24 protein-coding genes are annotated in these 24,139 nt (G+C 59.4%); 12 read left to right on the top strand and 12 right to left on the bottom strand.

Features of this window, described 5'->3' with window-relative positions; all coding sequences use genetic code 11:
• From J7394_RS13765 to J7394_RS13750, 4 genes are read left to right on the top strand one after another with little or no spacing between them, the layout of a single operon-like run.
• A complete protein-coding gene (locus J7394_RS13765) occupies nucleotides 1-1,488 on the top strand; it encodes an FAD-binding oxidoreductase (protein WP_209253796.1) in 1,488 nt (495 codons plus the stop codon).
• Nucleotides 1,489-1,493: 5 nt separating this feature from the next.
• Complete coding sequence (locus J7394_RS13760; protein WP_371812012.1) at nucleotides 1,494-1,895, top strand: hypothetical protein; 402 nt, start codon at nucleotides 1,494-1,496, stop codon at nucleotides 1,893-1,895.
• Nucleotides 1,892-2,944 (top strand): hypothetical protein, encoded by a 1,053-nt coding sequence (locus J7394_RS13755; protein WP_209253792.1) that lies wholly within the window; start codon nucleotides 1,892-1,894, stop codon nucleotides 2,942-2,944. The genes J7394_RS13760 and J7394_RS13755 overlap by 4 nt, the downstream gene beginning before the upstream one ends.
• Nucleotides 2,934-3,218, top strand: coding sequence for a hypothetical protein (locus J7394_RS13750; RefSeq protein WP_209253790.1), 285 nt, complete (start codon nucleotides 2,934-2,936; stop codon nucleotides 3,216-3,218). Before J7394_RS13755 ends, J7394_RS13750 begins: the two co-directional genes overlap by 11 nt.
• Before the next feature lie 422 nt (nucleotides 3,219-3,640).
• Here the strand turns inward: J7394_RS13750 and rsmA are convergent, their stop codons facing one another.
• The 5 genes from rsmA to lptG all read right to left on the bottom strand — a co-directional run bounded on the left by rsmA (nucleotide 3,641) and on the right by lptG (nucleotide 10,036).
• Nucleotides 3,641-4,483 carry a 16S rRNA (adenine(1518)-N(6)/adenine(1519)-N(6))-dimethyltransferase RsmA gene (rsmA, locus tag J7394_RS13745; protein WP_209253789.1) on the bottom strand — a complete coding sequence of 281 codons (843 nt, stop codon included), beginning with the start codon at nucleotides 4,481-4,483 and terminating at the stop codon, nucleotides 3,641-3,643.
• An 84-nt stretch (nucleotides 4,484-4,567) separates the two neighbouring features.
• On the bottom strand, nucleotides 4,568-5,533 hold the full coding sequence (pdxA, locus tag J7394_RS13740; RefSeq protein WP_209253787.1) for a 4-hydroxythreonine-4-phosphate dehydrogenase PdxA: 966 nt from the start codon (nucleotides 5,531-5,533) through the stop codon (nucleotides 4,568-4,570).
• A complete protein-coding gene (locus tag J7394_RS13735; protein ID WP_209253785.1) occupies nucleotides 5,530-6,783 on the bottom strand; it encodes a peptidylprolyl isomerase in 1,254 nt (417 codons plus the stop codon). Before J7394_RS13735 ends, pdxA begins: the two co-directional genes overlap by 4 nt.
• Entirely contained in the window at nucleotides 6,774-8,936 is a 2,163-nt protein-coding gene (locus tag J7394_RS13730) for an LPS-assembly protein LptD (protein ID WP_209253783.1), read from the bottom strand. The genes J7394_RS13735 and J7394_RS13730 overlap by 10 nt, the downstream gene beginning before the upstream one ends.
• Nucleotides 8,936-10,036 (bottom strand): LPS export ABC transporter permease LptG, encoded by a 1,101-nt coding sequence (lptG, locus tag J7394_RS13725; protein ID WP_209253781.1) that lies wholly within the window; start codon nucleotides 10,034-10,036, stop codon nucleotides 8,936-8,938. Before lptG ends, J7394_RS13730 begins: the two co-directional genes overlap by 1 nt.
• Nucleotides 10,037-10,265: 229 nt before the next feature.
• Between lptG and J7394_RS13720 the strand changes: the two genes are divergently transcribed.
• From J7394_RS13720 to J7394_RS13710, 3 genes are read left to right on the top strand one after another with little or no spacing between them, the layout of a single operon-like run.
• Nucleotides 10,266-11,732 (top strand): leucyl aminopeptidase, encoded by a 1,467-nt coding sequence (locus J7394_RS13720; RefSeq protein WP_209253779.1) that lies wholly within the window; start codon nucleotides 10,266-10,268, stop codon nucleotides 11,730-11,732.
• 4 nt (nucleotides 11,733-11,736) lie between these two features.
• Complete coding sequence (locus J7394_RS13715; RefSeq protein WP_209253777.1) at nucleotides 11,737-12,195, top strand: DNA polymerase III subunit chi; 459 nt, start codon at nucleotides 11,737-11,739, stop codon at nucleotides 12,193-12,195.
• Nucleotides 12,196-12,229: 34 nt separating this feature from the next.
• Nucleotides 12,230-13,276, top strand: a complete 1,047-nt coding sequence (locus J7394_RS13710; protein WP_209253775.1) for an aldo/keto reductase — start codon at nucleotides 12,230-12,232, stop codon at nucleotides 13,274-13,276.
• A gap of 102 nt (nucleotides 13,277-13,378) precedes the next feature.
• On the opposite strand, the gene J7394_RS13705 is transcribed toward J7394_RS13710, so the two are convergent.
• From J7394_RS13705 to J7394_RS13695, 3 genes are all read right to left on the bottom strand, one after another.
• Nucleotides 13,379-14,359 carry a GlxA family transcriptional regulator gene (locus J7394_RS13705; protein WP_209253773.1) on the bottom strand — a complete coding sequence of 327 codons (981 nt, stop codon included), beginning with the start codon at nucleotides 14,357-14,359 and terminating at the stop codon, nucleotides 13,379-13,381.
• Nucleotides 14,360-14,649: 290 nt separating this feature from the next.
• The gene (locus J7394_RS13700; RefSeq protein WP_170373905.1) at nucleotides 14,650-14,832 is read right to left on the bottom strand and encodes a hypothetical protein; all 183 of its coding nucleotides are present in this window, start codon (nucleotides 14,830-14,832) and stop codon (nucleotides 14,650-14,652) included.
• Between the two features lie 80 nt (nucleotides 14,833-14,912).
• A complete protein-coding gene (locus J7394_RS13695) occupies nucleotides 14,913-15,779 on the bottom strand; it encodes a helix-turn-helix domain-containing protein (RefSeq protein ID WP_209253771.1) in 867 nt (288 codons plus the stop codon).
• 109 nt (nucleotides 15,780-15,888) lie between these two features.
• On the opposite strand from J7394_RS13695, the gene J7394_RS13690 reads away from it, so the two are divergent.
• Genes J7394_RS13690 through J7394_RS13680 form a run of 3 tightly spaced genes read left to right on the top strand, consistent with a single transcriptional unit; the run spans nucleotide 15,889 to nucleotide 17,902 of the window.
• Nucleotides 15,889-16,098, top strand: coding sequence for a DUF2061 domain-containing protein (locus J7394_RS13690; protein ID WP_209253769.1), 210 nt, complete (start codon nucleotides 15,889-15,891; stop codon nucleotides 16,096-16,098).
• A complete protein-coding gene (locus J7394_RS13685) occupies nucleotides 16,085-16,978 on the top strand; it encodes a fatty acid desaturase (RefSeq protein ID WP_209253767.1) in 894 nt (297 codons plus the stop codon). The genes J7394_RS13690 and J7394_RS13685 overlap by 14 nt, the downstream gene beginning before the upstream one ends.
• Nucleotides 16,979-16,999: 21 nt before the next feature.
• Complete coding sequence (locus J7394_RS13680) at nucleotides 17,000-17,902, top strand: EamA family transporter (RefSeq protein ID WP_209253765.1); 903 nt, start codon at nucleotides 17,000-17,002, stop codon at nucleotides 17,900-17,902.
• 12 nt (nucleotides 17,903-17,914) lie between these two features.
• Here the strand turns inward: J7394_RS13680 and J7394_RS13675 are convergent, their stop codons facing one another.
• The 4 genes from J7394_RS13675 to J7394_RS13660 all read right to left on the bottom strand — a co-directional run bounded on the left by J7394_RS13675 (nucleotide 17,915) and on the right by J7394_RS13660 (nucleotide 22,811).
• On the bottom strand, nucleotides 17,915-19,288 hold the full coding sequence (locus J7394_RS13675) for a DEAD/DEAH box helicase (protein WP_209253764.1): 1,374 nt from the start codon (nucleotides 19,286-19,288) through the stop codon (nucleotides 17,915-17,917).
• A gap of 184 nt (nucleotides 19,289-19,472) precedes the next feature.
• Nucleotides 19,473-20,402 carry a glycosyltransferase family 2 protein gene (locus tag J7394_RS13670; protein ID WP_209253762.1) on the bottom strand — a complete coding sequence of 310 codons (930 nt, stop codon included), beginning with the start codon at nucleotides 20,400-20,402 and terminating at the stop codon, nucleotides 19,473-19,475.
• Nucleotides 20,399-21,154 carry a hypothetical protein gene (locus J7394_RS13665; RefSeq protein WP_209253760.1) on the bottom strand — a complete coding sequence of 252 codons (756 nt, stop codon included), beginning with the start codon at nucleotides 21,152-21,154 and terminating at the stop codon, nucleotides 20,399-20,401. The genes J7394_RS13670 and J7394_RS13665 overlap by 4 nt, the downstream gene beginning before the upstream one ends.
• Before the next feature lie 49 nt (nucleotides 21,155-21,203).
• On the bottom strand, nucleotides 21,204-22,811 hold the full coding sequence (locus J7394_RS13660; protein WP_209253758.1) for a peptide chain release factor 3: 1,608 nt from the start codon (nucleotides 22,809-22,811) through the stop codon (nucleotides 21,204-21,206).
• A 110-nt stretch (nucleotides 22,812-22,921) separates the two neighbouring features.
• On the opposite strand from J7394_RS13660, the gene J7394_RS13655 reads away from it, so the two are divergent.
• Nucleotides 22,922-23,284: a nuclear transport factor 2 family protein gene (locus J7394_RS13655; protein ID WP_209253756.1), complete on the top strand. Its 363-nt coding sequence runs from the start codon at nucleotides 22,922-22,924 to the stop codon at nucleotides 23,282-23,284.
• Nucleotides 23,285-23,358: 74 nt separating this feature from the next.
• Nucleotides 23,359-24,138: an SDR family oxidoreductase gene (locus tag J7394_RS13650; RefSeq protein WP_209253754.1), complete on the top strand. Its 780-nt coding sequence runs from the start codon at nucleotides 23,359-23,361 to the stop codon at nucleotides 24,136-24,138.
• The last annotated feature ends 1 nt before the right edge of the window (nucleotide 24,139 follow it).

The following is a 24,139-nucleotide window of genomic DNA, read 5'->3' as shown; positions in this document are numbered from 1 at the left end:
ATGAAACCTTTCACACGAAGATCAGCCCTTGTCCTAGGCGGCGCAGCGGCAGGATGGGTCGCTGCCCGCAAACTCGGGAGCGGACTGCCTGTTCTTGACGGCACCTCGCGATTGGACCAGACGCCGACTGAAACGGTCATGAACGACGCCAGTGGGCTATCGTCTACGCCGATCCACAAACATCTGGTTCTTTCAGAGAATGCGGATGAAACCTTGATCGGTGCCATTCGTAAAGAACTGGCAGAAGCTCGCGCGACAAACAGAGCCTTCAACGTCGGCGCGGCCCGGCATTCGATGGGCGGGCAGGCTATTCCAAGAGGCGGAACAGCCGTGACATTTGACAACGGCTCGGTGGAAATCGACAGCGCTAATCGCAGCTACAGAGCCCACGCGGGTGCCCGTTGGTCCGAAGTTATTTCAGCCCTTGACCCGAGTGGTTGGTCGCCTGCGGTCATGCAATCCAACAATGATTTCGGCGTGGCCGCGACATTTTCCGTCAATGCGCATGGTTGGCCTGTGCCATATGGGCCCATGGGTGCGACGGTCCGGTCGTTCCGTATGATCTTACCGTCCGGCGATCTGGTGAATTGCTCACCTATCGAGAACGCGGAACTCTTCAATATGGCAATGGGGGGCTATGGGCTTGTTGGGGTGATCCTGGATCTGGAGGTCGACTTGGTGCCCAACGCGCGTCTCGTTCCAACCTTCGAGACCATGGCCGCCAGTGCCTTTCCTGCGGCGTTCCAAGCCGCCATTGATGACCCGGCTGTCACCATGGCTTACGGTCGCCTGAACGTCGAACGGGAGACTTTTTTCGAACAGGCCTTGCTAGTTACCTACCGGCAGACCGACGATCAATTGGCCCTACCGCCTGCGTCCGGCTCTGGCTGGATGTCCCATGTCGCGAGCCGTCTCTACCGCGCTCAGCTTGGCAATGAAACGATGAAGTCATTCCGCTGGTGGAATGAAACGACCCTGGGACCCGTGCTGGGAGGCGGGGAGGTGACCCGCAATTCGCTGATTAACGAACCGGTTGTGACGCTTGACGACAGAAATCCTGATCGCACCGATATTCTGCATGAGTATTTTGTCAGTTTCGATGCATTTGACGCATTCTTGCAAGCGTGCCGCGACGTGATCCCAGGCTCTTATCAAGAGTTCCTGAACGTGACGCTTCGCTACGTGGCGCAGGATGACCAAAGTGATCTGTCATTTGCTACAACACCGCGCATCGCTGCGGTTATGTCCTTTAGCCAGGAGATGACCGAACGCGCCGAAGCTGACATGAAGCGGATGACTGAAGAACTGATTGATCAGATCGCGCAAGACGGTGGTGCGTACTATCTTCCTTACCGTCCGCATGCGCGTCTGGATCAATTCGCGCTGACTTACACCGGTGCGGCCGATTTTGCGGCGAAAAAGCGTCAATTGGATCCGCAACTGATCCTGCGCAATAATCTCTGGGACAGCTATCTGGTGCAACTATGACCTCAATGCAGAAACTTTGCCTCGTTTATTTCGTGGTGCTTATGATCGCGGCATCATTGAACTATATTCCCGGTCTAACTGACGACGACGGGCTGGCTTTCGGGATATTCGCGCTGGATATCTACGATGATGCCCTGCATGTCGCATCCGCGCTATGGGCGTTGATCGCTGGGCTATTGTCACACCGGGCCGCGCGGATGTTCATGATCCTGTTTGGCGCTGCATATCTCGGCGACGGGGTATTTGGGTTCTTCACCGGCTACGGCTATCTGGACCTCGGCATCTTTACGAACGCCTCCGCAGGTCTGGACTTTTCGCTGGGCAGAGTCCTTGCGAATGTACCTCATTTGGCACTCGGAGCTGTGGCTGTCTGGGCCGGGGTCAAAAATATCGGTCGTCCCACATGAGGTTTCTCTGGCGATGGCTCAAGCGGTTGACCGTGCTTGTTGTCGTGGTTGTGCTTGGGCTTTTGTCCCCGGTGGCCTATGCAGAACTTATGTGCCGCCCAAAGGGTGAGCCGGAAGCCTATCAAGCGCTTCTTGATCCCGCCCACTACCGTTCGGAAACCAGAACGCTTTTGACATATCCGGAATGGCATATCGTTCACGCCTACGAGGACTACGCCCGTGTCCTCGAAACGGGTGACCCGCATGAATATCAGTTTATCAAAGGGGTTTCGGGTTTTTGGGATTCGGTTTGCGCATTGTCCAAGAACTCGGGTCAGCTTGGGCCGGTAGACGGTGCGACAAAACAGATGGTCTATGTGATCGGCGTCAGCTTCACTGCGGAACTTCTGGCAAAGGCCGTTTATGAGGAAACGGTCGGCCGTCTCTTTGCTGCGCTACGTGGACCTGACAGAGCCCAATCGGACGACCTATCTGCCCAACAAGCAAAGGATTACGCAGAGTTTCTGCAACAGGTGCCGTGGTATAAATGGGATTTCCGCGCCGATGCGCAGGCTCTGGCGGATGCGGAAGGCCAAAGCCCAAGAGATCACGAGCGTCGTATTGCCTTAGGCGCAGAATATCGTGCGAAAGCGGCCTATGCCGAGGTTATTGCGGCGGCGGTGTCTGAAGTTGGAGCCGACGCGCTGACACTTCGCATGATTGTTTCTGGCGCAACGGTCGAGGCTTTGTCGAGCTTCGACGGCGTGACTGTCATCGGTAAAACGAACTCTGGGATTGAGGTCGAGACGGTGCGCTATCGTGCACTGACACAGTTGATGCAGGAAATGGCAAATACTGGTGTGGAATTTGTCGAAATTGCCGGAAATGACCTCATCATGTTTACTATTGTGTCCGAGAATGCAGAGCACCCACGCGCGATCTACAGCGACGCCAGGCAGGGCTTTGCAGATCATCGCCACCTCATCTTGACAGAAGTTACCAATCTCGCCTCAGATATACGTGCCTTGGATGGCGGCACAGAGCGTTTGGAGCATATCCATGACTACTAGAGGCACGGTTCTCGCAGTTACGCTGCTTTTGTTTGGATGGATCGGCATTTTAGCTGGCGTAACCCTGATCAGTGATGATGCACCCGCCGTATTGGTGTTGTTTCCACGCCAAGACCTCCTGTCGCGATTGCCAGAAGACGTGGCGGTATTGCGTGCCACACCGTACAGCGTGACCTTGGCGTCAGACCAAGCAGATCTTTCCTTCAAACTGTATCAAAGCGGAGCATTGATGGTGTTGCCGGCCGGTCTTCAGAGCTGCTTTTCGCGTTCGTAAGAAGAAACATAAGGCAAACCGACATTCCCTTAGTTTGGGTTGATTCCGGCAATATCTTTAGATCGGTGGGTTCGAGCACCACGAGGTTTTGCATTGGTAGCGAATGTCCCAAAAGCGGTCTCGCCCACAAGATGTGCGATATGTTTGAAAGGTCCGGCATGGGTCGAAAGGGGGCCCTTCTGCATTGCATCGTGGAAGATGTTGAGGAAGATCGAAGTACGCCCAACATAGTTGTTTAGCCCCGAGCGCAGCTGTCGCTGGGGCCTAGCGTGTGTCCCACCACACGGAATGCGTACGCTTTGATCTTGGGATCTTTATTGCGCCTAGATTGCTTTGCGTTTGATTTGCATCGAAATACGCGGCCCTCCCTATGGTCGAACGCGCATTTCGATGGCTTTGCCTCGGCTATAACGCAAAACGCTTTAGGATTTTTTTACTTCGCGTGCGAGGGCGCAGAAGGCCTCAAGCGGAACCTGTTCTGCCCGCTCGGTGGGCTTTATGCCGGCGGCGATCAGGCGGTCCTCGATATCTGGTGCCACGCCTTTCAAGGATGCACGCAGCATTTTGCGGCGTTGATTAAAGGCGGCGGCAACGACGCGGGACAGGGTGCTGGCGTCGGCGGGATAGCGCGGCTCGGGCAGGGCGGTCAGGTGAACCACCGCGCTGGAGACTTTGGGCGGAGGGGTAAACGCGCCGGGGGGCAGAGACATGGCGATGCGTGCTTCGGCTCGCCATTGAGCGAGAATCGCAAGACGGCCATAGGCTTTGCTTCCGGGTTGGGCGACGATGCGTTCGGCCACTTCGCGCTGGAACATGAGCGTCAAGCTTTGCCAGAAGGGCGGCCATTCCGGCGGGGTCAGCCAACGCACCAGTAGCTCGGTACCGACGTTGTAGGGCAGGTTGGCCGCGACGCGGATCGGTGGGGTCAGGTGTTCCAGCGGATTGATTTCAAGCGCGTCGCCGTTGATCACCTCCAACTGGCCGGGGTAGGCGGTGGCGATGTCGTTCAGAGCGGCGATGCAGCGGGTGTCTTTTTCCACCGCCACGACCTTGCGCGCGCCCTCAGATAGCAACCCACGGGTCAGCCCTCCGGGGCCGGGGCCGACTTCCAAAACGTCACAGGTGCTGAGGTCTCCAGCCTGGCGCGCGATCTTGGCGGTCAGGTTCAGGTCCAGCAGAAAGTTCTGGCCCAGCGATTTGCGGGCGGATAGCTGGTGGGTCGCGATGACCTCACGCAAGGGAGGGAGGGTGTCGATAGCGCTCATGATCCGGTTACCGTGGCGCGATTGGAGGGGTCAACGCCAATGATTTTTTGCCTCCGGCGGGGATATTTCCAGCCAGGTGAAGGATCAAGCGCTTTGTGCCATCTTCTGTGCGAGTTTCAGCGCTTCGATCAGGCTGGTTGGGTTAGCGATGCCTTGCCCTGCGATATCCAATGCGGTCCCGTGATCGGGCGAGGTGCGGATGAAGGGCAGGCCGAGGGTAACATTCACGCCCCTGTCGAAATCCAGCGTTTTGATCGGGATCAGCGCTTGATCGTGATACATCGCGATGGCCGCGTCATAGCGGCTGCGCGCGGCGGCGTGGAACATGGTGTCGGCGGGATGTGGGCCGGTGACGCTGTAGCCCTCGGGCTGCAGGTTCGCCAGCATCGGGGCGATCCAGTCGAGCTCCTCGGTTCCCATTTTGCCGCCTTCGCCCGCATGGGGGTTCAGACCGGCCACGGCGATGCGCGGGGCCTCAATACCGAATTGGGCGCGCAGGCCGTTTGCAGTAACTTCGATCGTGTCGTGCAGCAGGGCCGGGGTCAGCTCTTGCGGGACGCGGGAGAGGGGGATGTGAATGGTCGCTGGCACGACGCGCAGCTGATCGCTGGCCAGCATCATCACCACCCGTTCACGGCCCGCCAGAGCCGCCAGAAATTCCGTGTGGCCAGGGTATGAGAAGCCCGCACCGTCGATGAGCGCCTTTTTGTGGATCGGAGCCGTACACAGGGCCGAGGCCGCACCGGATTGCACAAGGGAAACGCCCTTTTCGATGGCATCAATAACCGACGGTGCATTGGCCGGGTCGGGTTGGCCGAGCGTATTGGGGGCTGGGAAGTTCAGTTGCAAAACCGGTAGCACGGTTTGGGAAACCGAGATGGCCTCGGCCGGGTCGCTGATCAGCTGGGTCTGTGTGCCTGATGGCAGGTGCGTGACGTCGCCGATGTAGAAAAAGGGGCAGGTGTCGCGCAATTCCGCCCATGCTTTGGCGGCGATCTCGGGGCCTATGCCCGCCGGATCGCCGCAGCTGAGCGCGATGGGCGCGCTCATTGTTCGATGATGCTGGCGTCGGCGCGCAATTGTTCCAGCAGGCTGTCCGCAAGGGCCTGAAGGCGCTGTTGTGTCAAGGCATTCGCCACATCGGCGCGCGAGGTGTTCTCACCCAGATCGCGGGTGCGGTTGCACAGCATCAGGAACATCAGCGTTTGGCCATTGTTGCTTGTCAGCGCTGTCGAGACTTCGTTCGGATCCAGCTTGGCCAGTTCGATCGCTATGTCGCGTGGAATCTCGGAAGGGGCGGCGACGACACGGTTGAGTACTTCGCCAGGTTGTTCCTTTGCGATGCCATATAGGTCATCGCATGTGTCGATCTCTTCGCGTAGTTTTGCTGCAGCTGCCAGGGTCTCAGCACTGCGGCCACCGGCCATGTAATAGATGGCGTAGTCAATCTCGGAATAAGTCGGTGTGCCCGCTGCAACTTCACGCAAACCACGCATCTGGAACAGAGCTATGGCATTGGGGAGGCCGATCGGTCTGGTGATCTCACCATCCTTCAAGCCCAGAACGACGGGTTGAAGCGCTGGTGGCAAACCAGAAAGGTTCAACCAGTCAAGGCGACCGCCATTGTTGCGAGTTTCTGCGGCCGAGTATTGGGCCGCCGCTGCGGAAAACGCGTCGAACCCTTCTAGATTGGCGATTTCTTCGGCCAAAAGCTCGGTCTGGGCGAGGGTTTGTTGGTTTACTGGGATGATGATCTCGGACAGCAGCACCTGAAGTCCACCGCCGCCGCCCTGACCAAGCGCGCGGTTGATCTCTTCTTCGGAGGGGGTGGCCTGAGACAGAAAACGGGCGCTGACATAGTTGCGCCATGTCAGCTGGTCAGTGACGAAATCGCGAACGGTTTCCGGATCGACGCCCTCATTGGCCAGCAATTGCAGGAATTGTTCGGTGCTGAGGCGCCCTCGGGCCGCAAATTCATCGACCCCGGCCTGAATCGCCTCGGGCGCGACCTCAATCCCGGCTTCTCGCACCGCTTGTTTGCGCAGGCGTTCGTCGATCAGAGCCTGTCGGACTTCGGCCTCGGACCCGCCAGCGATACCGAGTGCGTTTATGAATTGTTGCCGTTGTTCCAGCTCATACCAGGTGACAACGTCTTGATTGACCCGAATTGCAGGCGAAAACAGGCTTTGCGCAAACGTCTGGGGCGCGGTCAAAGTCAGAATCGTAGCAGCCAGGGCCGGAAGCACCAGCCGGATCGAAGCGGAACGAAGAAACCGTGAGAAAGTTGATATCAACTGCATGTTCTCTTGTAAGTGTTACCAGCGCCTTCGAGGGCGTATCCTGTCAGTGATACGGTAAAGCCGAATTCGGTCGAAGGCTCAATAGTTGATGTTGAAGTAAAGCGTCGCCTTACGGACATGTTAACCTGAACGCATTCGTTCCGGTAAGTCACGCCGAAGCCCAGGCGGATGGGTTCGGATTCGTTTAGATCATAGCGGACCTCGGCCCGGGTCAGCCAGTTCTGGTCAACCTGATAGCGCCCGCGCAGCCAGATCTCGGAAATCTCCTCGTCGATGTTTTCAGCCGGGTCTGGTTCCAGCCAGATGTAGCTGCCGGTGAAGCCTGAACCTTCTTTTGCCCACTCTCCGCGCAGTTCGGCTTTGGCAAAGCTCAGGTCGCCGTTGAGAATCCCACGACCGGCCAAAGACCAGCCATTGGCGGTTTTGAGCTGACCGGCCAGCAGGATATCGGACGATGTGCCCTGCAGTCCCGAAGTCAGAGTGAAATCCGGATCGGCATCCGCACGGAAGACTTGGCCCACCGTGGCAAGCGCCTGCCAGCCTCCGCGACCATAGCGCGCCCAGTTGACGCCGACAGCGGCGGTTGCGCCGTCCTCGCGGCGATCCTCTGCCGGAAAGCGCGACAGTGACAGCAGGTTGCCCTCGTCGAATTCCTGAAACGTGCTTTCGTCGATCGGCACGTCATTGTCGGAAACATTGGTCCAGCCGAACTGAACGATAGGTTCCAGAAACTGCGTCGCCCCGGATTTTTCGCGGCGTGTCATCGGATAGCGCAGGGTCAGCGCGGCCCGAGGGGTTGTCCGGGTGGCCTGTGTGGGAAAATTGCTGTCGTGGCGGATGTTGAACGCGTCAATTGAGGCGCCGAACGACGCATCAGCCCGCAATCCGGTGGCAAAGGTCCAACTACGCAACCATTCCGCGTCAAAGGTTGTACGCGCCACGTCGCGTCCGACCACGTCCTCATCGCTGGTGCGCTCATGCGCGTGGGCGATGACGTTTACCCGAACCTCTCCGCCTAAAGAGGTTGGGAAATAGCGCTTTTGGAAGTTCAGATCGAATATGCGCGAGGGGATTTCATCCTGATCTTCGCTGTCACGCAGGGTCTTATAGTGGATGAAGCTGGTCCGGAACGCCGTGTCGCGCTTGATCCGTTCCAGCGCAACTTCGCTGCGGAGGCGGTCCAAATCGGGTAGGCCGTAATCGGCGAGATAGGAATCGTCCGAGGTTGTCTGAAGATCGAAGGTAAAGCGATAGTCATTCTTCAGGTTGAACCAGCCTTCGGCGAACAGGTAGCCGCGATCCTGATCCGGTTGTATGTCGTCCCGGGTCTGCGCGCCGTTGATCTCGATCCGACCATTCACGAAAGCCTGTCGATAGCGATAGCCAAGCGTTTTCGTTTTGGACGAGATATAGGGCGTCAGGGTCAGGTCTTTGTGGTCGCCAATTTTGAAGAAATACGGTACCTGAACCCCGGTTCCAAGTTGCGAGGTGGTGCGAATGGACGGGACCAGAAACCCGGTTGCACGCTCCAACGTCGGGTCGGGCAGGCGCAGATAGGGGAAGTAGAAAACGGGGACGTCCAGCACCCGCAATTGCGCGCCCTCAAAGTAAAGCTGCCGCTCGAGCGAGTCATGCGTGACCTTGCGCGCCCGGATCTGCCACAGAGGCGGGCGGCCATCGGTGCAGACATGGCACGAAGTGGCGGCGATCTTGCTGAACTGCGTATAGCGCCCTCCGGCGCGGCGGGCTTGAACGGATGCGATTTGCACCTGCTGCTCGAACACCATTCGCGCGCCCACCAGCAGGCCATTCTGCAACCCGTTGTCCAACTGCGCCGAATCCGCCAGCACAGTCGATTGCCCGCCTTGATCAATGCGGACCGGGCCATCCAGCGTCAGCTCGCCGGTTTCGCGGTCGTAAACGATGCGATTGGCGCTGAGTTTGACGTTACCTTGAAACGCTTCGACATTGCCTTCGGCCACAAGTTTGCGTTCGGGCGTGATAAAGATCTTGTCGGCCACAAGCAGCGCCGGTTCTTCCTCTTGGGCCGGGCTTTGGGTGACAGTCGGATCGGTCAGGTTTTGCGCGGCCAGGCCAAGGGGCAAGGTCAAGGCCAGCAGGCTGGTCGCTGCAAACGGTAGAATACGCCGCATCAGCCGTCCTCCGCGTGCAGCAACAGGCCAAGCGAGAGCAGGATCGCCGCAAAGGGCGGTGCCCATGCGGCGACATAGATCGGAAGCTGGCCGTTCTCGCCAAGTATCTGCGCGAAGTTGCGAACGAAATAGATCGCAAAGCCCAACAGAACAGCCGTCAGCACCGACACACCGGTTCCGCCAAAGCGCACATGGCGCATGGTGAAGGCCGCTCCGATCAGGACCATGGCGACCAGAAACAGGGGCCGGGCAAGTTGGACCTGCAGCCAGACCTCATATTGCTTGGTCGAAAACCCGGCCTCTCCCAGATCGCGGATCAGCGTGGGCAGATCGTAGACCGAGACCGAATCCTGCTTGCCCAGCGTGTCCAGAATGCGTTCCCGCGTCAGCGAGGTCGGCAGCTCAAGCCGGTCATGGGACACAGCGTTTGTTTCGGGGTTGAGGTCGTCCCGCAGCGGCCAGAGTTTGGCGTCGGTCAAAACCCAGGTTCCGTTGGTCAGCTCGGCGCGTTCGGCCACGATCTGCTGGTTCGGCTTTCCGTCGCCCGAGAAGGTGATGATGGTCACGTCGTCAAGACCCAGAGTATCCCCGTTCGATGTGCCCCTGGCATGAATCACCGATTGGCCATTGTCCGAGCTTTGGCGCAGCCACAGCCCTTCGCGGCTGATCGACAGGGCAGAGCTGCCATCGTCGCGATAGGCATCTGATAGACGCTCGAACTCTTCCGAGGTCGCGGCGGCGATCGGGTTCAGAAAAGCAACGGCCAGAATGCCAATCATCAGGGCCAGGGTGACGGGGGCCACCAGCGCCCGCAGGCCCGAGCGCCCGGTGGCGCGGGTCACCACAAGTTCTGAGGTGCGCGCCAGCCCAACGAACAGCGCGATGGTAGACAGGATAACCAGCAGGGGCAGCATCTCGCTGATCGCGGCGGGGGTGTTCAGCAGTGTCAGGCCCAGAAGCTGGCCGACGGACAGGTCATAGTCGTCAAAGCGGCGCAGCTGTTCGATCAGGTCGATCAGAATCATCAGGGTCAGAAAGATGCCGCCGATGACCACAAAGCTCTGAAGAAAGCGGCGCGCGAAATAGCGGTCGAGGATCACGGAAAGACCCTCTCAGGGCTTGAAACGCAGGGGTTCACGCCCGGATCGCCAATGCATGCCATCATGCGCGACAGCGAATGCCTGCCGTTTGGTGCCACTTAGATCTCCCCCGAGCCTGCCGTTTATTTTTGCAGGACCTTAATGCAAATGGCGGGCGGGGAAAACTGCTATCTGGTCAAGCCGCGCAGCGCGGGCTAGGTCTTGGGGAACAGATTTTGAGGAGTTTGCTATGAGCAGTCTGGTACCAATCCGTTTTGAGGCTTTTGACGTGAATGCCATGGCGCAGGCGGAAGGGCGCGTGGCAATCATCATTCCCGCCGATGGCAAGATGAGTCCCGCCGTGCGTCGTGCCAACAAACTGACGCGCGGTGCGGTAGTTCGTTTGGTGGAAAGCGATCGGTTCGAAAAGGTGAAAACCGGGGATGTGATCTCGCTGACGTGGCCGGTTGGAATGGCTGCGCACGCGTTGGACATCGTGGTCCTGCCGCGCCGCCCCGAAGCGGATGAGGCGCGCAAAGCGGGGGCTGCGTTGGCGAAACTGGCCGGTGGCAAAGACCTGTTGGTGATGGCGGGCAATCAGGTGCGTGTGGAAGATCTGGCGATGGGCATCGCTCTGCGCAGCTACGATTTCGACGCCCACAAGACCAAAGAAAGCGATGCGGCAGGTTCGGTCACGATCAGCCATGGCAAACATGACGAGGCCGAAGCTGCCTTCGCCCCGATGTATGCGGTTGCCGATGGGGTGCGGATGACCCGCGACTTGACGAATGAGCCTGCAAACATCCTGACCACCACCGAATTCGCCGACCGTCTGGACGAGATGAAATCGCTCGGCCTCGAGGTAGAGGTGTTGGAGGAAGACAAGCTGGCCGAACTGGGCATGCGCACGCTGCTGAGCGTTGGGCAAGGCTCGGTCAGCCCGTCGAAAGTTGTGGTGATGCATTGGAATGGAGGCGACAAGGATGATGCGCCTCTGGCTCTGGTCGGGAAGGGCGTCGTGTTTGATACAGGGGGGATCTCGCTGAAACCAGCGGGTGGCATGGAAGACATGACCATGGACATGGGCGGCGCAGGCGTTGTGGCCGGCACCATGCGCGCGCTGGCCAAGCGCAAGGCCAAGGCCAATGTGGTCGGTCTTGTGGGGCTGGTCGAGAACATGCCCTCGGGCAATGCGACCCGTCCGGGCGACGTGGTCAAGTCCATGAAGGGTGACACGGTCGAGATCATCAATACCGACGCCGAGGGCCGTTTGGTCCTGTGCGACGTGATGTGGTACGCGCAGGAGAGGTTCTCTCCGGTCGGTATGATCGATCTGGCGACCCTGACCGGGGCGGTCATCATCGGACTTGGCCATGAGAATGCAGGTGTCTTCTCGAACAATGACACCTTCTGCGATGCCTTCCTGAAATCGGCCAAGGCCGAGGACGAAGGCGCGTGGCGGCTGCCCTTGGGCGCGGCCTATGACAAGCAGCTTAAATCGCGGATCGCGGATATGAAGAACGTGGGCGGACGGCCTGCAGGCTCGATCACGGCGGCGCAGTTCCTGCAACGCTTCGTCAAGGAAGAGATACCATGGATTCACCTCGATATCGCCGGTGTCGCCTCGGTCGCGGCTGAGACATCTTATGCCCCCAAAGGCGCCACAGGCTGGGGCGTGCGCGCGCTGAGCCGCTTTGTGCAGGACAATTTCGAGTAAACCCATGGGGGCCGTCTATTTCTATCACCTGACCCGTCAACCGCTGGAGCAAACTTTGCCGGTCCTGTTGGACAAGGCGCGTCAGGCCGGGTGGAAAATCGCCGTGCGGGGGACTGATCCTGCGCGGCTGGACTGGCTGGATGAAAAACTGTGGTTGGGACCTGAGGACGGGTTCCTGCCGCATGGACGGGCCGGTGGGGCGCATGATGCGATGCAACCGATCCTGCTGACGTCGGACATGCAGGCCTCAAATGATGCCAGTTGCGTGATGGCGGTGGACGGGGCCGCGATTGACCCGGATGAGGTCGCCGCGCTGGATCGGGTTTGCATTCTGTTCGACGGCAACGACATGGAGGCCGTTCAACATGCGCGCGGCCAGTGGAAAGCGCTGACCGGCGCGGGGTGTTCAGCGCAATACTGGTCCGAGGAATCGGGCCGTTGGGAAAAGAAAGCCGAAGCCTAGCGCCCGGCTGTTGCGGAAATCAGGAGAGCGACAAATGGAAATGAAGCCTTTGGGCCGTACCGGTATCATGGTGTCTGATCTGTGTCTCGGGACGATGACATTCGGATCGCAAACCTCGGAAGCAGACGCGCATACGCAGATGGATTTGGCGCTGGCAGCCGGGATCAATTTTGTCGATGCCGCCGAGATGTACCCTGTCAATCCGATCGCCAAAGAGACGATTGGCCGGACCGAGGAAATCCTTGGCAACTGGAATGCGGCCAATGCCGCGCGCCGGGGCGACTATGTTCTGGCCACCAAGCACTCGGGTGAGGGGCTTCGCTTTGTCCGCGATGGCGCGCCGATCACCGCTCAGACGATTCCTGAGGCCATCGAGGGCTCACTGAAGCGCTTGAAGACCGACTATATCGACCTCTATCAGTTTCACTGGCCCAATCGCGGCAGCTATATGTTCCGGCAGAACTGGACGTTCTCGCCCAAGGGGCACAACACCGATGAGGTGCTTGAGAATATGCAGGAGTGTCTGGAGGCGCTTCAGGTTCAGGTCGACAAGGGCAATATCCGGGCTTTTGGTTTGTCCAATGAAAGTGCCTGGGGCACGGCGCAATGGCTGCGTCTGGCCGAGCAGATGGGTGCCCCTCGGGTGGCGTCGGTTCAGAACGAATACTCGCTGCTGTGCCGATTGTTTGATACGGACATGGCCGAGTTGAGCGTTCATGAGGATGTGGGGCTGATGGCGTTTTCGCCTTTGGGAACGGGCTTGCTGACTGGCAAATATCAGGGCGGAGCTATTCCCGAAGCCTCGCGCATGTCACTGTCACCTGAATTAGGCGGTCGTAAATCCGAGCGGGTGTTTGATGCGGTTGATGTCTATTTGCAGATCGCCGCGCGGCATGGGCTGGACCCGACATTGATGGCGCTGGCATGGTGCCGGACTCGGCCATTCATGATGTCAGCCATCTTTGGCGCGACAACAGTGGCGCAGTTGGAGCATATCCTGTCTGGTGTTGATCTGCGCTTGTCCGATGAAGTTCTGGCGGAGATCGAGGCGGCGCACAAAGCGCATCCTATGCCGTATTAAGACGTTTCGGGTTTTTCCCGAAGCGATCCAGGGGGCGCTGCCCTCGTCGCGCGTGCCGCGCGCCTCCCTCGGGATATTTTTGGCCAGATGAAGTGGATCCGGTCAGTGATGGGTGGGGTGGGCGCTATCCTGTCTGAGGTCACGGGCCGACAACCCGTGGGCTAAGCGGAAGGCGCGGGCAAAGCTGGATTGCGAGGTGAAGCCGGTGGCTTGGGCCACGTCCATCAGGGACATGTCGGTATCGGTCACCAGACGGCGGGCCTCGGCCATGCGCAGCTGCAAGTAGTGGTCCTGCGGCGTGGTGTTCAGGCGTAGGCGAAACTGCTGCTGCAGGGTGCGCGGGCTGGTGCCCAATCTGTCGGCGATATGGGCTAGTGGCAGCGGATCGTCGAGGGCGGCCTCCATCAGGCTGTTGGCTTTGGACGTCAGCGCGGAGTGGTGGTTCGCCTTGGGGGCGTCTGTTTTGGTTTGGGCCGGAGCGCCTTCGTACAGGAACTGGTTCGAGACACGTGCGGCAAAGCTTGCGCCATGACGTGCGGCGATGATGTGCAGCATCATCTCGACCGCGGGTATCGCTCCGCCCGAGGTCAGGCGGTTTTCGGAGATTGCGAAGCGGGTTGCCTGAACATCGACATTGGGAAAGCGGCTCGCGAAACTGTCAAGGTCGTCCCAATGGGTGGTCGCGCTGTGACCATCGAGCAGACCAGCCTCGGCCAGCAGCCAGGGCCCTCCGTCTATGCCGGCTATGGTGGCACCCGTGGCCGCGATGCGCCGCAATCCCGCGAGAAGGCTAGGGGTCGCTTGGCGGGCCATTTGAAATCCGGCAACCACAATCATCAGGTCGCAGCTTTGCAGACGGGCCAGCGGTATGCCGGGAACGGTGAGCGCGCTGGTCAGCATCACCGGCGCGTCCGTTGGGGTCACGTAGTCCCAATCAAAGGCCGGACGATCGGCCAGACGATTGGCGGCGCGCATCGGGTCCACGGCCGAGGCGAAGCTGAGCGTGCTGCATTCATCCAGAACCAACAGAGCCGTTTTCAGGGCACGATGCTCCGGTTGCAGTATGTTTCTTGCGGATTTCATCAAGTTCGATTCGCATTCTGACAAGTGTTTCCACAAGGCTGCGTCAGAGGCGGCGGTTGCGCAAATCGGAATCCGGGGAGAAGCCTGGGGAAAACTTTGGTCAAAACTGGGTATAACTTGGGGAAAACGTTTTTTCCCGGAAAACGGCAGGTATTCCATTGTTTGGAGCCCGCCCATCAGACAAGGCCGGGCACCTTGTTTCGATTTACTGGCCAGCGGAAACAGCCCGCTAACCGGATGGGCGGAGCGTGTTGTTTTTGATGGCGCTACAAGCGCGTAGAGCTAGGGCGTCAGCCTTGATTCGGGCCTCGGATCTGGCGGATTGTGCGGCGGACGGCCTGCCAATCTTTGGCCTCTTGCGTGTTTCCCGCGGCCTCACATTCGCGCATCTTCTGAGCGGCTTCCGCCTCGGCCCTGTCGCCATGCGCGGAATAGAGGGCGCGTGCGTATTGAGCGGTTTGTAGTGCGTCCATTCTGATCATCCTCCGTAGAGTGTCTGCGCGTTCGCGGTGTCACTATACAATAGGATCTGAAAAACCGCACGTTTGAGGCGTCAGACCTTTGCAATCTCGGCCCGCAATCCGCGCAGGTATACCGGGAATCGGCGAGCGGTCATCTCAGCCTCGCGGATCAGGGTGTCGAAATGCCGGCTGAACACCTCGATCCGGTCGCGGTCGCGGAAGGCCATATAGTGGCTGCCCGCATAGAAGACGCAAAGAAGCGGGCCAAATATCGTGACCGGCGCGGAATACAGGCGTTTGGCATCAAACAGATAGATGCGCAAGCGGGGATAGTGCTGCTCGCTGAGGTCCACAAGGTGGTCGATCTGTTCCAGACGGACCGGTAAGGGCAGGCCTTCGTAGTAGCCGGTGCCGAGTGCGAAGCTACGGATTTCATACAAAGGCATGGCGATCTCATAGTCCGACTGGGCGCTACGCATCCAGGACAGGCGATCCTCGGACGCGCCTATGGCTTGATCCGCAGTGCGGCCCAAATGCGGGGCGTATTCCCATTCGAGTATGGCGCGGGTCTTGAGCATATCGGGCAGGGTGGCGGGCACGTAACGGATTTTGTAGCCCGCAGCCTCTTGATGCCATTGGAAAATACGCTCATCGACAAGGGCGCGGGGGGCCTCGGTCATGGTCAGAGAACTGGCCAGCAGCTCGGCGGCGCTTTCGGGGCGATCTGACAGGCTCAGCAGCCAATCTGCCGAGACGCCCAGAGCAGAGGCGCAACTGCCGACCACATGGGCGTTGGGCAGGCGGGCGCCCTCATCGGTCAGTAGCTGTGATACGGTCGAGCGGTCGACACCGATATGTCGGGCGAGGGCGCTTTGGCTGACACCGGAGTCCTCCATCGCGCGGGAAAGCCGCTGGCGAAACTGCACAGCGCGCACTCGTTTGTCGATTTTATCTATCATGTGATGAAAATTAACACTTTTGATGATTTTTGTTAATCATATTCAGAATTCCCAACGCGCGGCCCGTTGAGTAACGCTTTGGTGACAACAACAAAAAACGGGGTCCGGAATGGAAACGCGACGAAGATCTGTCGTGAAGCCACTCATTTGGAATGTGATGGGGTTGGTGATGATGACTCTGGTGGGCCTGATCGCCACAGGGTCGGTTGCCGTGGGTGGCGTGGTGGCGCTGGTCAACACCGCCATCGGTCTGACGCTTTACATTGTCTATGAGCGGGTCTGGGCCGGGATCTCCTGGGGGCGTCATGGGGAAAGCTGAAACGCCCGAATGGGGCACATTGGCCCTGATCTCCGCATGTTACGCCGCCTGGTTGATTGCCACTTTCTACGTGGCGGGTTGGAGCCTGTCGCTTGCTATCCCGATGATGGGCGCGATCGCCGCCCTTCATTCTTCGCTGACGCATGAAGCATTGCATGGCCATCCGTTTCGCACCAAGTGGCTGAACGAGGCACTGATGGCCCTGCCATTGACCCTGTTCATTCCGTTCAACCGGTTTCGCGACCTACATCTTGCGCATCATCAGGATTCGAACCTGACAGATCCCTATGATGACCCCGAGAGCAACTACCATGACCCAAAGGTCTGGGCGCAGCTGTCTGGATGGCAAAAGAGGCTGCTTGCCGCCAACAACACTCTGCTCGGGCGTATGGTGTTGGGGCCTGCAATTGGGCAGGTTATGTTTCTGCGGGATGAATGGAACAGCCTGATCCGTGGAGACCGTTCGGTCGCACTTGCATGGGCGCTGCATATCCCCGGAGTTGCGGTGGTTCTGTGGGTGGTCGCGCACTCCTCCATGCCGATTTGGGCCTATGTCATGTCGGCCTATATCGGGCTGGGCCTTGTGAAGATCCGCACCTTCCTTGAACACCGCGCGCATGAGAAATCACGCGCCCGCACGGTGATCGTCGAAGATCGCGGTTTTCTGGCTTTCTTGTTTCTGAACAACAACCTGCACGTGGTTCATCATATGAACCCATCGGCCCCCTGGTACGAACTACCCGCGCTCTATCAATCGGGAAAAGAGCGGTATCAGGACTGCAACGAGGCCTATGTCTACGCATCCTATGCCGAGATCTTCAGGGCGTATTTCTGGCGGGCAAAGGACCCGGTGCCGCATCCGCTCTGGCCAAAACCCTGATTTAGCGACAGAACGGAGTTCATGAGTCTATGGATTCCAATCACCATCGCCGCCGCCGGTTTTCAGACGGTCAGGTTTATGCTGCAAAAATCGCTAAGCAGCGTGAAACTGTCTGCGGCTGGGGCGACCTTTGCGCGCTTTGCCTATTCCTTGCCTCTGGCCCTGTTGGGGCTGGTCGTGGCGATTCAGGTCACTGGCTTGAGCCTGCCAGATTTATCCGCGCGGTTTTGGGTGTTCGCGATCATCGGCGGCACATCGCAGATCCTTGCGACGATCTGTGTGGTCGCCCTGTTCAAGCAGCGCAATTTTGCCGTCGGTATCACCTTCAAGAAAACCGAAGTCATCCAAACCGCGATCGTTGGATTTGTGGTGCTGGGCGATCAGGTCTCGACCGGGGCGTTGGGTGCGATCGTCGCGGGGCTGCTGGCGGTGCTGCTTTTGTCCAAAACACCCGGAGGGGACGGGGCGTGGTGGCAGCATCTGACCAATCGCGCCTCGCGACTTGGGCTGGGCTCGGGGGTGTTATTCGCCTTCTCCTCGGTCAGTTATCGCGGTGCGTCGCTTGAGCTGGGCGATATCGACGCGTGGTTTCGCGCTTTGGTCACGCTGGCTGCAGTGGTCACGTTTCAATTCGTCAGCATGGGGATCTGGCTGTTGTGGCGCGACCGGGCCGAGTTGCGCGCGGTGTGGAATACGCGCCGAACCGGAGTGTTCGTTGGCCTGACCAGTCTCTGCGGTTCGTTCTGCTGGTTCTTCGCCTTCACCTTGCAGAACGCGGCCTATGTCAAAGCACTGGGACAGGTTGAGTTATTGCTCAGCCTGCTTGCCTCGACCCTGTTTTTCCGTGAGACCATCACCCGGCGCGAGATCGCCGGGATGCTGTTGCTGGGTGCGTCGATTCTGGCGCTGGTGCTGTCGATCTAAGCGCCTGGGTGATTAGCCCGCGCGACGTTCATCAAAGCTGAGAGCGATGAAGCTGGGCAGATGATCGCCCATGCCGACAACGGCCGGGCCATGATCGTCCTTGCGGCCACGACCGCGACCCTTGGGTTCGCGGGGCTCTCGCTCTTTCTTGCCTTCGCTGCGCTTGCCTTCGCTGCGCTTGCCTTCCGCAGCTTTGGCGGGCTTCTCGGCTATTGGTTTCTCGGGCTTGGGTTCTTCCTTGACCGGGTTGTCGAGGCGCGGAATTTCCTTCTGGATCAACTTCTCAATCGCATCCAGAGCCTTTTCGTCACGACCCGAACAGATCGTCACGGCTTTGCCTTCACGTCCGGCACGGCCTGTACGGCCGATGCGGTGAACATAGTCCTCGGCATGCCCGGGCACGTCGAAGTTGAACACATGGCTAACCGACGGGATATCCAGACCACGTGCCGCCACGTCCGAGGCAACCAGCAGGCGCAGCGACCCATCGCGGAACCCGTCCAGCGTTTTCATCCGCTGCGACTGGTCCAGATCGCCATGGATCGCGGCGGCGTTATAGCCGTATTTCTTCAGCGATTTCGCACAGATATCAACATCCGTCTTACGGTTGCAGAAGATGATCGCGTTGGTGCATTTGTCGCCCTCGGCGTCGATCAGCGCGCGCAGAACCTTGCGTTTTCCGCTGGCTTCGCGATCCCGGCGACCGCCTTTGAACATCACCACGCCCTGTTCAATCGTCTCGGACGCGGTCGCCTGACGAGCGACCTCAATCCGGGCGGGGGCGGACAGGAAGGTGTCGGTGATCCGCTCAATCTCCGAGGCCATGGTGGCCGAGAAGAACAGCGTCTGGCGGGTGAAAGGCGTCAGTGAGAAGATGCGCTCGATATCGGGGATGAAGCCCATGTCCAGCATCCGGTCGGCCTCATCCACGACCATGATCTGCACGCCGGTCAGCAGCAGCTTGCCGCGTTCGAAATGGTCCAGCAGACGGCCCGGAGTGGCGATCAGAACGTCTACGCCGCGATCGATCAGAGCCTCTTGCTCTTTGAAACTGACACCGCCGATCAGAAGGGCCTTGGTCAGTTTCAGATGCTTGGTATAGGTGTCGAAATTCTCGGCCACCTGCGCGGCGAGTTCCCGCGTCGGGCACAGCACCAGCGAACGCGGCATCCGCGCACGGGCGCGGCCACGGGCCAGAAGGGTGATCATCGGCAGCGTGAAGCTTGCGGTTTTCCCGGTGCCGGTCTGGGCAATGCCCAAAACGTCGCGCCCTTCAAGCGCGGGTGGAATCGCGCCTTCCTGGATCGGAGTGGGGGTTTCGTATCCGGCTTCCTCAATGGCTTTGAGGACCTTCGGGTTCAGGTTCAGTTCAGTAAACTTTGTCATGTATGTCCGATTATTGCGGACACTTGACCTGGCCCGCGCGTCTGCGTCATGCCGGGTCCATCTGACCATGCGCACCATGCGCGTTTCGGCTTGAGGCGGGACATAACAAAAACGTGGGGCGGGGTCAAATGAACAGAAATCCCGACAGGGTCAACCGGCTGGAATTGGCATTTTTTGCAACAATTCAGCAGCTTCCGGGAAAGTGTTTCGCCACTTTTTCACCCAGTTGCAAGGGACGGTGCCGGATCTGACCATGTGCTTCAAGCCGCGCACGGACGTCCGGGTCGGCGGCGCTGAGTTCATCGTAAAACGCGCGCAGCCCATCAAGGCCGCGGGCAGATTCGATCTGACTGAACAGTTCGTTCTTGTTCACGCCGCCTTGGTCGCGGGGCAGGTTCGGGGACATGCCGGGTTTGTACGAGCCGCGCTCCATCCGGAAACGGTAATGTTTCAACCAATGCTCCCAACTCGGGGCGTGATGGTGGCACAGCTCCAGTCCGGGCAGTTCGAATTTGCAGGGCAGGAGGGTCTTGTCCTGAAACAGGTTGTGGATGCGAAAACTCAGCTTTTTCAGACCCGTGCGCACGATCAGTTTGCCCTGCACATGGCTGAGGAACCCTCCAAGCACATGGGCACCATAGGTGGGATAGAGCGCCTGCACCAAAGCCTCGCGGTCCGGGCTTTTGGGGATATGCGCTTTGTAGAGGTCCTCGGTCCCGGCAATGGCCTCGATCGGGCGGACCCGAACGGCTGGGATGTCTGCGGGCACGGTATCCAGCAGTTCCGGGATGGGGGTGTCCGCCCACAGGAACTCATCCACATCAATATGGGCCAGCCAATCCAGATCGGTTTTGCGATAGGTATAGCTGGCATGGGTGGATTGGCGCACTTGATGCTTGCCTGGCCGCGTCCGGTTCCGGCCAAGCCAGAAGGCGTCATCGCAGAGTGTCACCTGCATCTTCGGGTGCTGCTCCAAATGGTGCTGCGCCTCGGGGTTGGGCTCATCCAGATAGAGGTACAGCCGGTCGGCCCCCAGATCGAGGTGATGGGCCGCAAACCGCAGGATATCCTGCGCGGGCCCTCGCACCATGGAGACAACACCCCATGTGGTCATCGGCGCTGCATCCGGGCGAGTCGCCGTTCGCGCATCTTTTTCAAACGGCGAAAGACGGTTCCGGGGTCTTTGTTCAGCTCGGTCATCAGGTGATCCGCTAGCGGCGCGATGGTCGGATCGGTCAGCGCCTTGGTCCAAATCGGCGCTATCAGCGACACGGCCAGCCCGCCGCGCTCCAGTGAGAAAGACTGCATCTGCAACGGCAGCGGAGCGGTGCTTTTGCCGCGAAACCAATGGGTTTCCTCGGGTCCACGTTTGGAGAACAACCGCTCGAACTCATAGAGCTTCATCAGCCCGAATAGCATCCGCAGCGCCTGACCGACCTCGCGTTGGGTTGTGGTGTCGCCGTGATCAGCAAAGGTCTGCACCGACGAGACGAGCCAGCGCAGATCGAGCGTTTCAAGCAGATGCGGCGATTGCTCGGCCCAGAGCCGCCGGAACAAAGCGGGCGTGTGACGCGGGTAGGAGCGTTTACGCAGATTGGCGATCAGCTGGGCGTTCAGGAAAGCCAATTCCGAATTGCCCACGAACTCGGTCGCGATCTTGGCGCGCTTTTGGTCCCACGCGGTGGCATCGTCGCCTTCGGGGGCATGGGTCGCAACTTCCGGCACGATCTGCTGCGCCAGTGCGTCCAGATCAACGTCCAGATCGGGCAGGGGGCGGGGGCCGAACACAAAAGGCGCGCGCCTGTTTTCCAGGATCTCCAGCATGTCGGGCAGGCCGCCGGGAAAGGTCAGGTCGTCATCGCTCATGCGGGCAGAATTGCACAGCCGGGATTGGCTGTGCAATCAGGCAGTTGGATCACACCATCATCTCTTTGGTGGCCGTCAGGTTAAGTGCCGGATAGTCGCGCACGACCCGGTCGATATCCCATTGCAGACGGGTCAGATAGACTATGTCGCCATCGTGGTCATGGGCGATATGTTGTTTGTTGGCGTTGACGAATTTCTCAACCTCGGCCTTCTCACCGCTGACCCAACGGGCCGAGGTGAATTGAGACGCCTCAAATCGCACCGGCAGGCCGTATTCCATCTCGATCCGGCTGGCGAGCACTTCGAATTGCAGCGCACCGACGACGCCCACGATAAAGCCCGAGCCGATCGACGGCTTGAAGACCTTGGCCGCGCCTTCCTCGGCGAATTGCATGAGCGCCTTTTCCAGATGCTTGGCCTTCATCGGATCGCCCGGACGGACGGTCTGCAGCAGTTCCGGCGCGAAGGACGGGATGCCGGTCACGCGGATCGCTTCGCCTTCGGTCAGTGTGTCGCCGATACGCAGCTGGCCGTGGTTTGGGATACCGATGATATCGCCGGCCCATGCCTCTTCGGCCAGTTCGCGGTCCGAGGCAAGGAACAGGACGGGGTTCGAGATCGCCATCGGCTTTTTCGACCGCACATGGGTCAGTTTCATGCCGCGTTTAAAATGTCCCGAAGCCATACGCACAAACGCCACCCGGTCGCGGTGCTTGGGGTCCATATTGGCCTGCACCTTGAAGACAAAACCGGCGACCTTCTTTTCGTCCGGAGAGATCTGACGGGGTTCGGCCGATTGGATCTGCGGCTGCGGGCCATAGGCGCCGATGCCCTCCATCAGCTCTTTCACGCCGAACGAGTTGATCGCGGAGCCGAACCAGATCGGGGTCATGTGCCCCTCTAGCACCGCCTGGGGGTCGAGCGCGGGCAGCAACTCGCGCGCCATCTCGACCTCTTCCAGAAGCTTCTCCAGCAGGTGTTCGGGCACGTGTTCGGCCAGTTTGGGATCATCCAAACCGTCGATCTGGATGCTCTCGGCCACCTTGTTGCGATCGGCGCGGTCCATCAGTTCCAACCGGTCGCGCAGCATGTCATAGCAGCCGATGAAGTCGCGGCCCACGCCGATGGGCCATGCGGCAGGCGTGACGTCAATGGCCAGCATTTCCTGAATTTCGTCGATGATCTCGAACGTATCGCGGCTTTCGCGGTCCATCTTGTTACAGAAGGTCAGGATCGGCAGATCGCGCAGGCGGCAGACCTCGAACAGCTTCTGCGTCTGGCTCTCCACACCTTTCGCTCCGTCGATCACCATAACGGCGGCATCCACCGCAGTCAGCGTGCGATAAGTATCTTCCGAAAAGTCACTGTGGCCGGGCGTGTCGACAAGATTGAACCGGAAATCTCCATAGTCGAAGGACATCGCCGAGGCGGATACCGAAATCCCTCGGTCCTTCTCCATCTGCATGAAGTCCGACCGCGTACGCCGCGCCTCACCCTTGGCGCGCACCTGACCAGCCATTTGGATCGCACCCCCGTACAGAAGAAACTTTTCGGTCAGCGTCGTTTTGCCCGCATCCGGGTGCGAGATGATGGCGAATGTCCGACGACGAGCGATCTCGGGCGGCAATACGGGTTGGTTCGAGGCGGTATCAAGCATGAGCGCGCGTATAGGCGGGGAAACCCGCCGAAGCAAGACAAACGGACTGGTTCGAATCGGCAAGCTGTGGCAATCAGAACATATAGAGAACAAATTATGGGAGTGAACCAATGGAATTGAAAGAGATTGCGAACGAGCTTGTGGCCGGTTGCCGCGAAAACCGGACCGCTGAAAATCTGGGTAAACTCTATGCTGCGGATGCTGTCTCGGCCGAGGCGGTAGATGACGTTGGCATGGGGCGTGAGGTTCAGGGTCTCGACGCCATTCGCGGCAAACATGAATGGTGGGACAACGCAGCAGAGGTCAGCCATGTCTCGGTCAGCGATCCGATGCTGCATGGCGACGACCGCTTTGCCGTGATTTTCGAGATCAAGGGCAAGTTCATAGAAAGCGGCGAGAATTTCGATATGAGCGAAGTGGGTGTCTACCACGTGGCCGATGGCAAAATCGTGAGGGAAGAGTTCTTCTACTAAGGCCTGTTGAATTCTGGTCTTCTCTGTCTGGCTGGTGTTAGACATGCGGGCAACAACAGACAGAGGGGATCAGTATGGACCTGGGAATTCGCGGCAAGCGTGCGTTGGTGTGTGCCAGCAGCAAAGGGCTTGGACTGGGCTGTGCCGAGGCGTTGGCCGAAGCAGGCGTCGATCTGGTGATGAATGCGCGCGGTGCTGAAGCACTTGAAGCTGAAGCGGCGCGGTTGCGTGCGGACCATGGTGTCGCGGTTGAGACGGTGGCCTGTGATGTGACCTCAGCCGAAGGTCAGGAACAAGTGATTGAGGCCGCGCAAGGCATTGATATTCTGGTCACAAATGCTGGCGGGCCGCCTCCGGGTTTGTGGTCGGACTGGGATCGTGAGGATTTCATCAAGGCACTGGATTCCAACATGCTGACGCCGATCGCTTTCATGAAAGCGCTATTGCCGGGGATGATGGACAAAGGTTGGGGGCGGGTGGTGAATATCACCTCGCAATCCGTGCGCGCGCCGATCCCGGTTCTGGGTCTGTCGAATGCTGCGCGCACCGGGCTGACCGGCTATGTGGCCGGAACGGCGCGTCAGGTCGCCCCGCAGGGCGTGACGATCAACAACCTGCTTCCGGGGATTCATGACACCGACCGCGCTTTGTCGCTGGATACCGGTGTGTCCAATCAGCAGGGCATTTCACTGGATGAGGCCCGCGCGGCCCGGTCCGCCACGATCCCGGCGCGTCGCTACGGCACGCGTCAGGAATTCGGCGCGGCCTGCGCTTTCCTGTGTTCTCAACATGCGGGCTTTATCGTTGGGCAGAACATCCTGCTGGACGGTGGTGCAACCAATTTGACGATGTAGG

It is taken from the genome of Ruegeria sp. R13_0 (assembly GCF_017743995.1).
GTDB lineage: Bacteria > Pseudomonadota > Alphaproteobacteria > Rhodobacterales > Rhodobacteraceae > Ruegeria.
The sequence above is the reverse complement of the archived record's forward strand: the minus strand, read 5'-3'. Positions and strand labels throughout refer to the sequence as shown.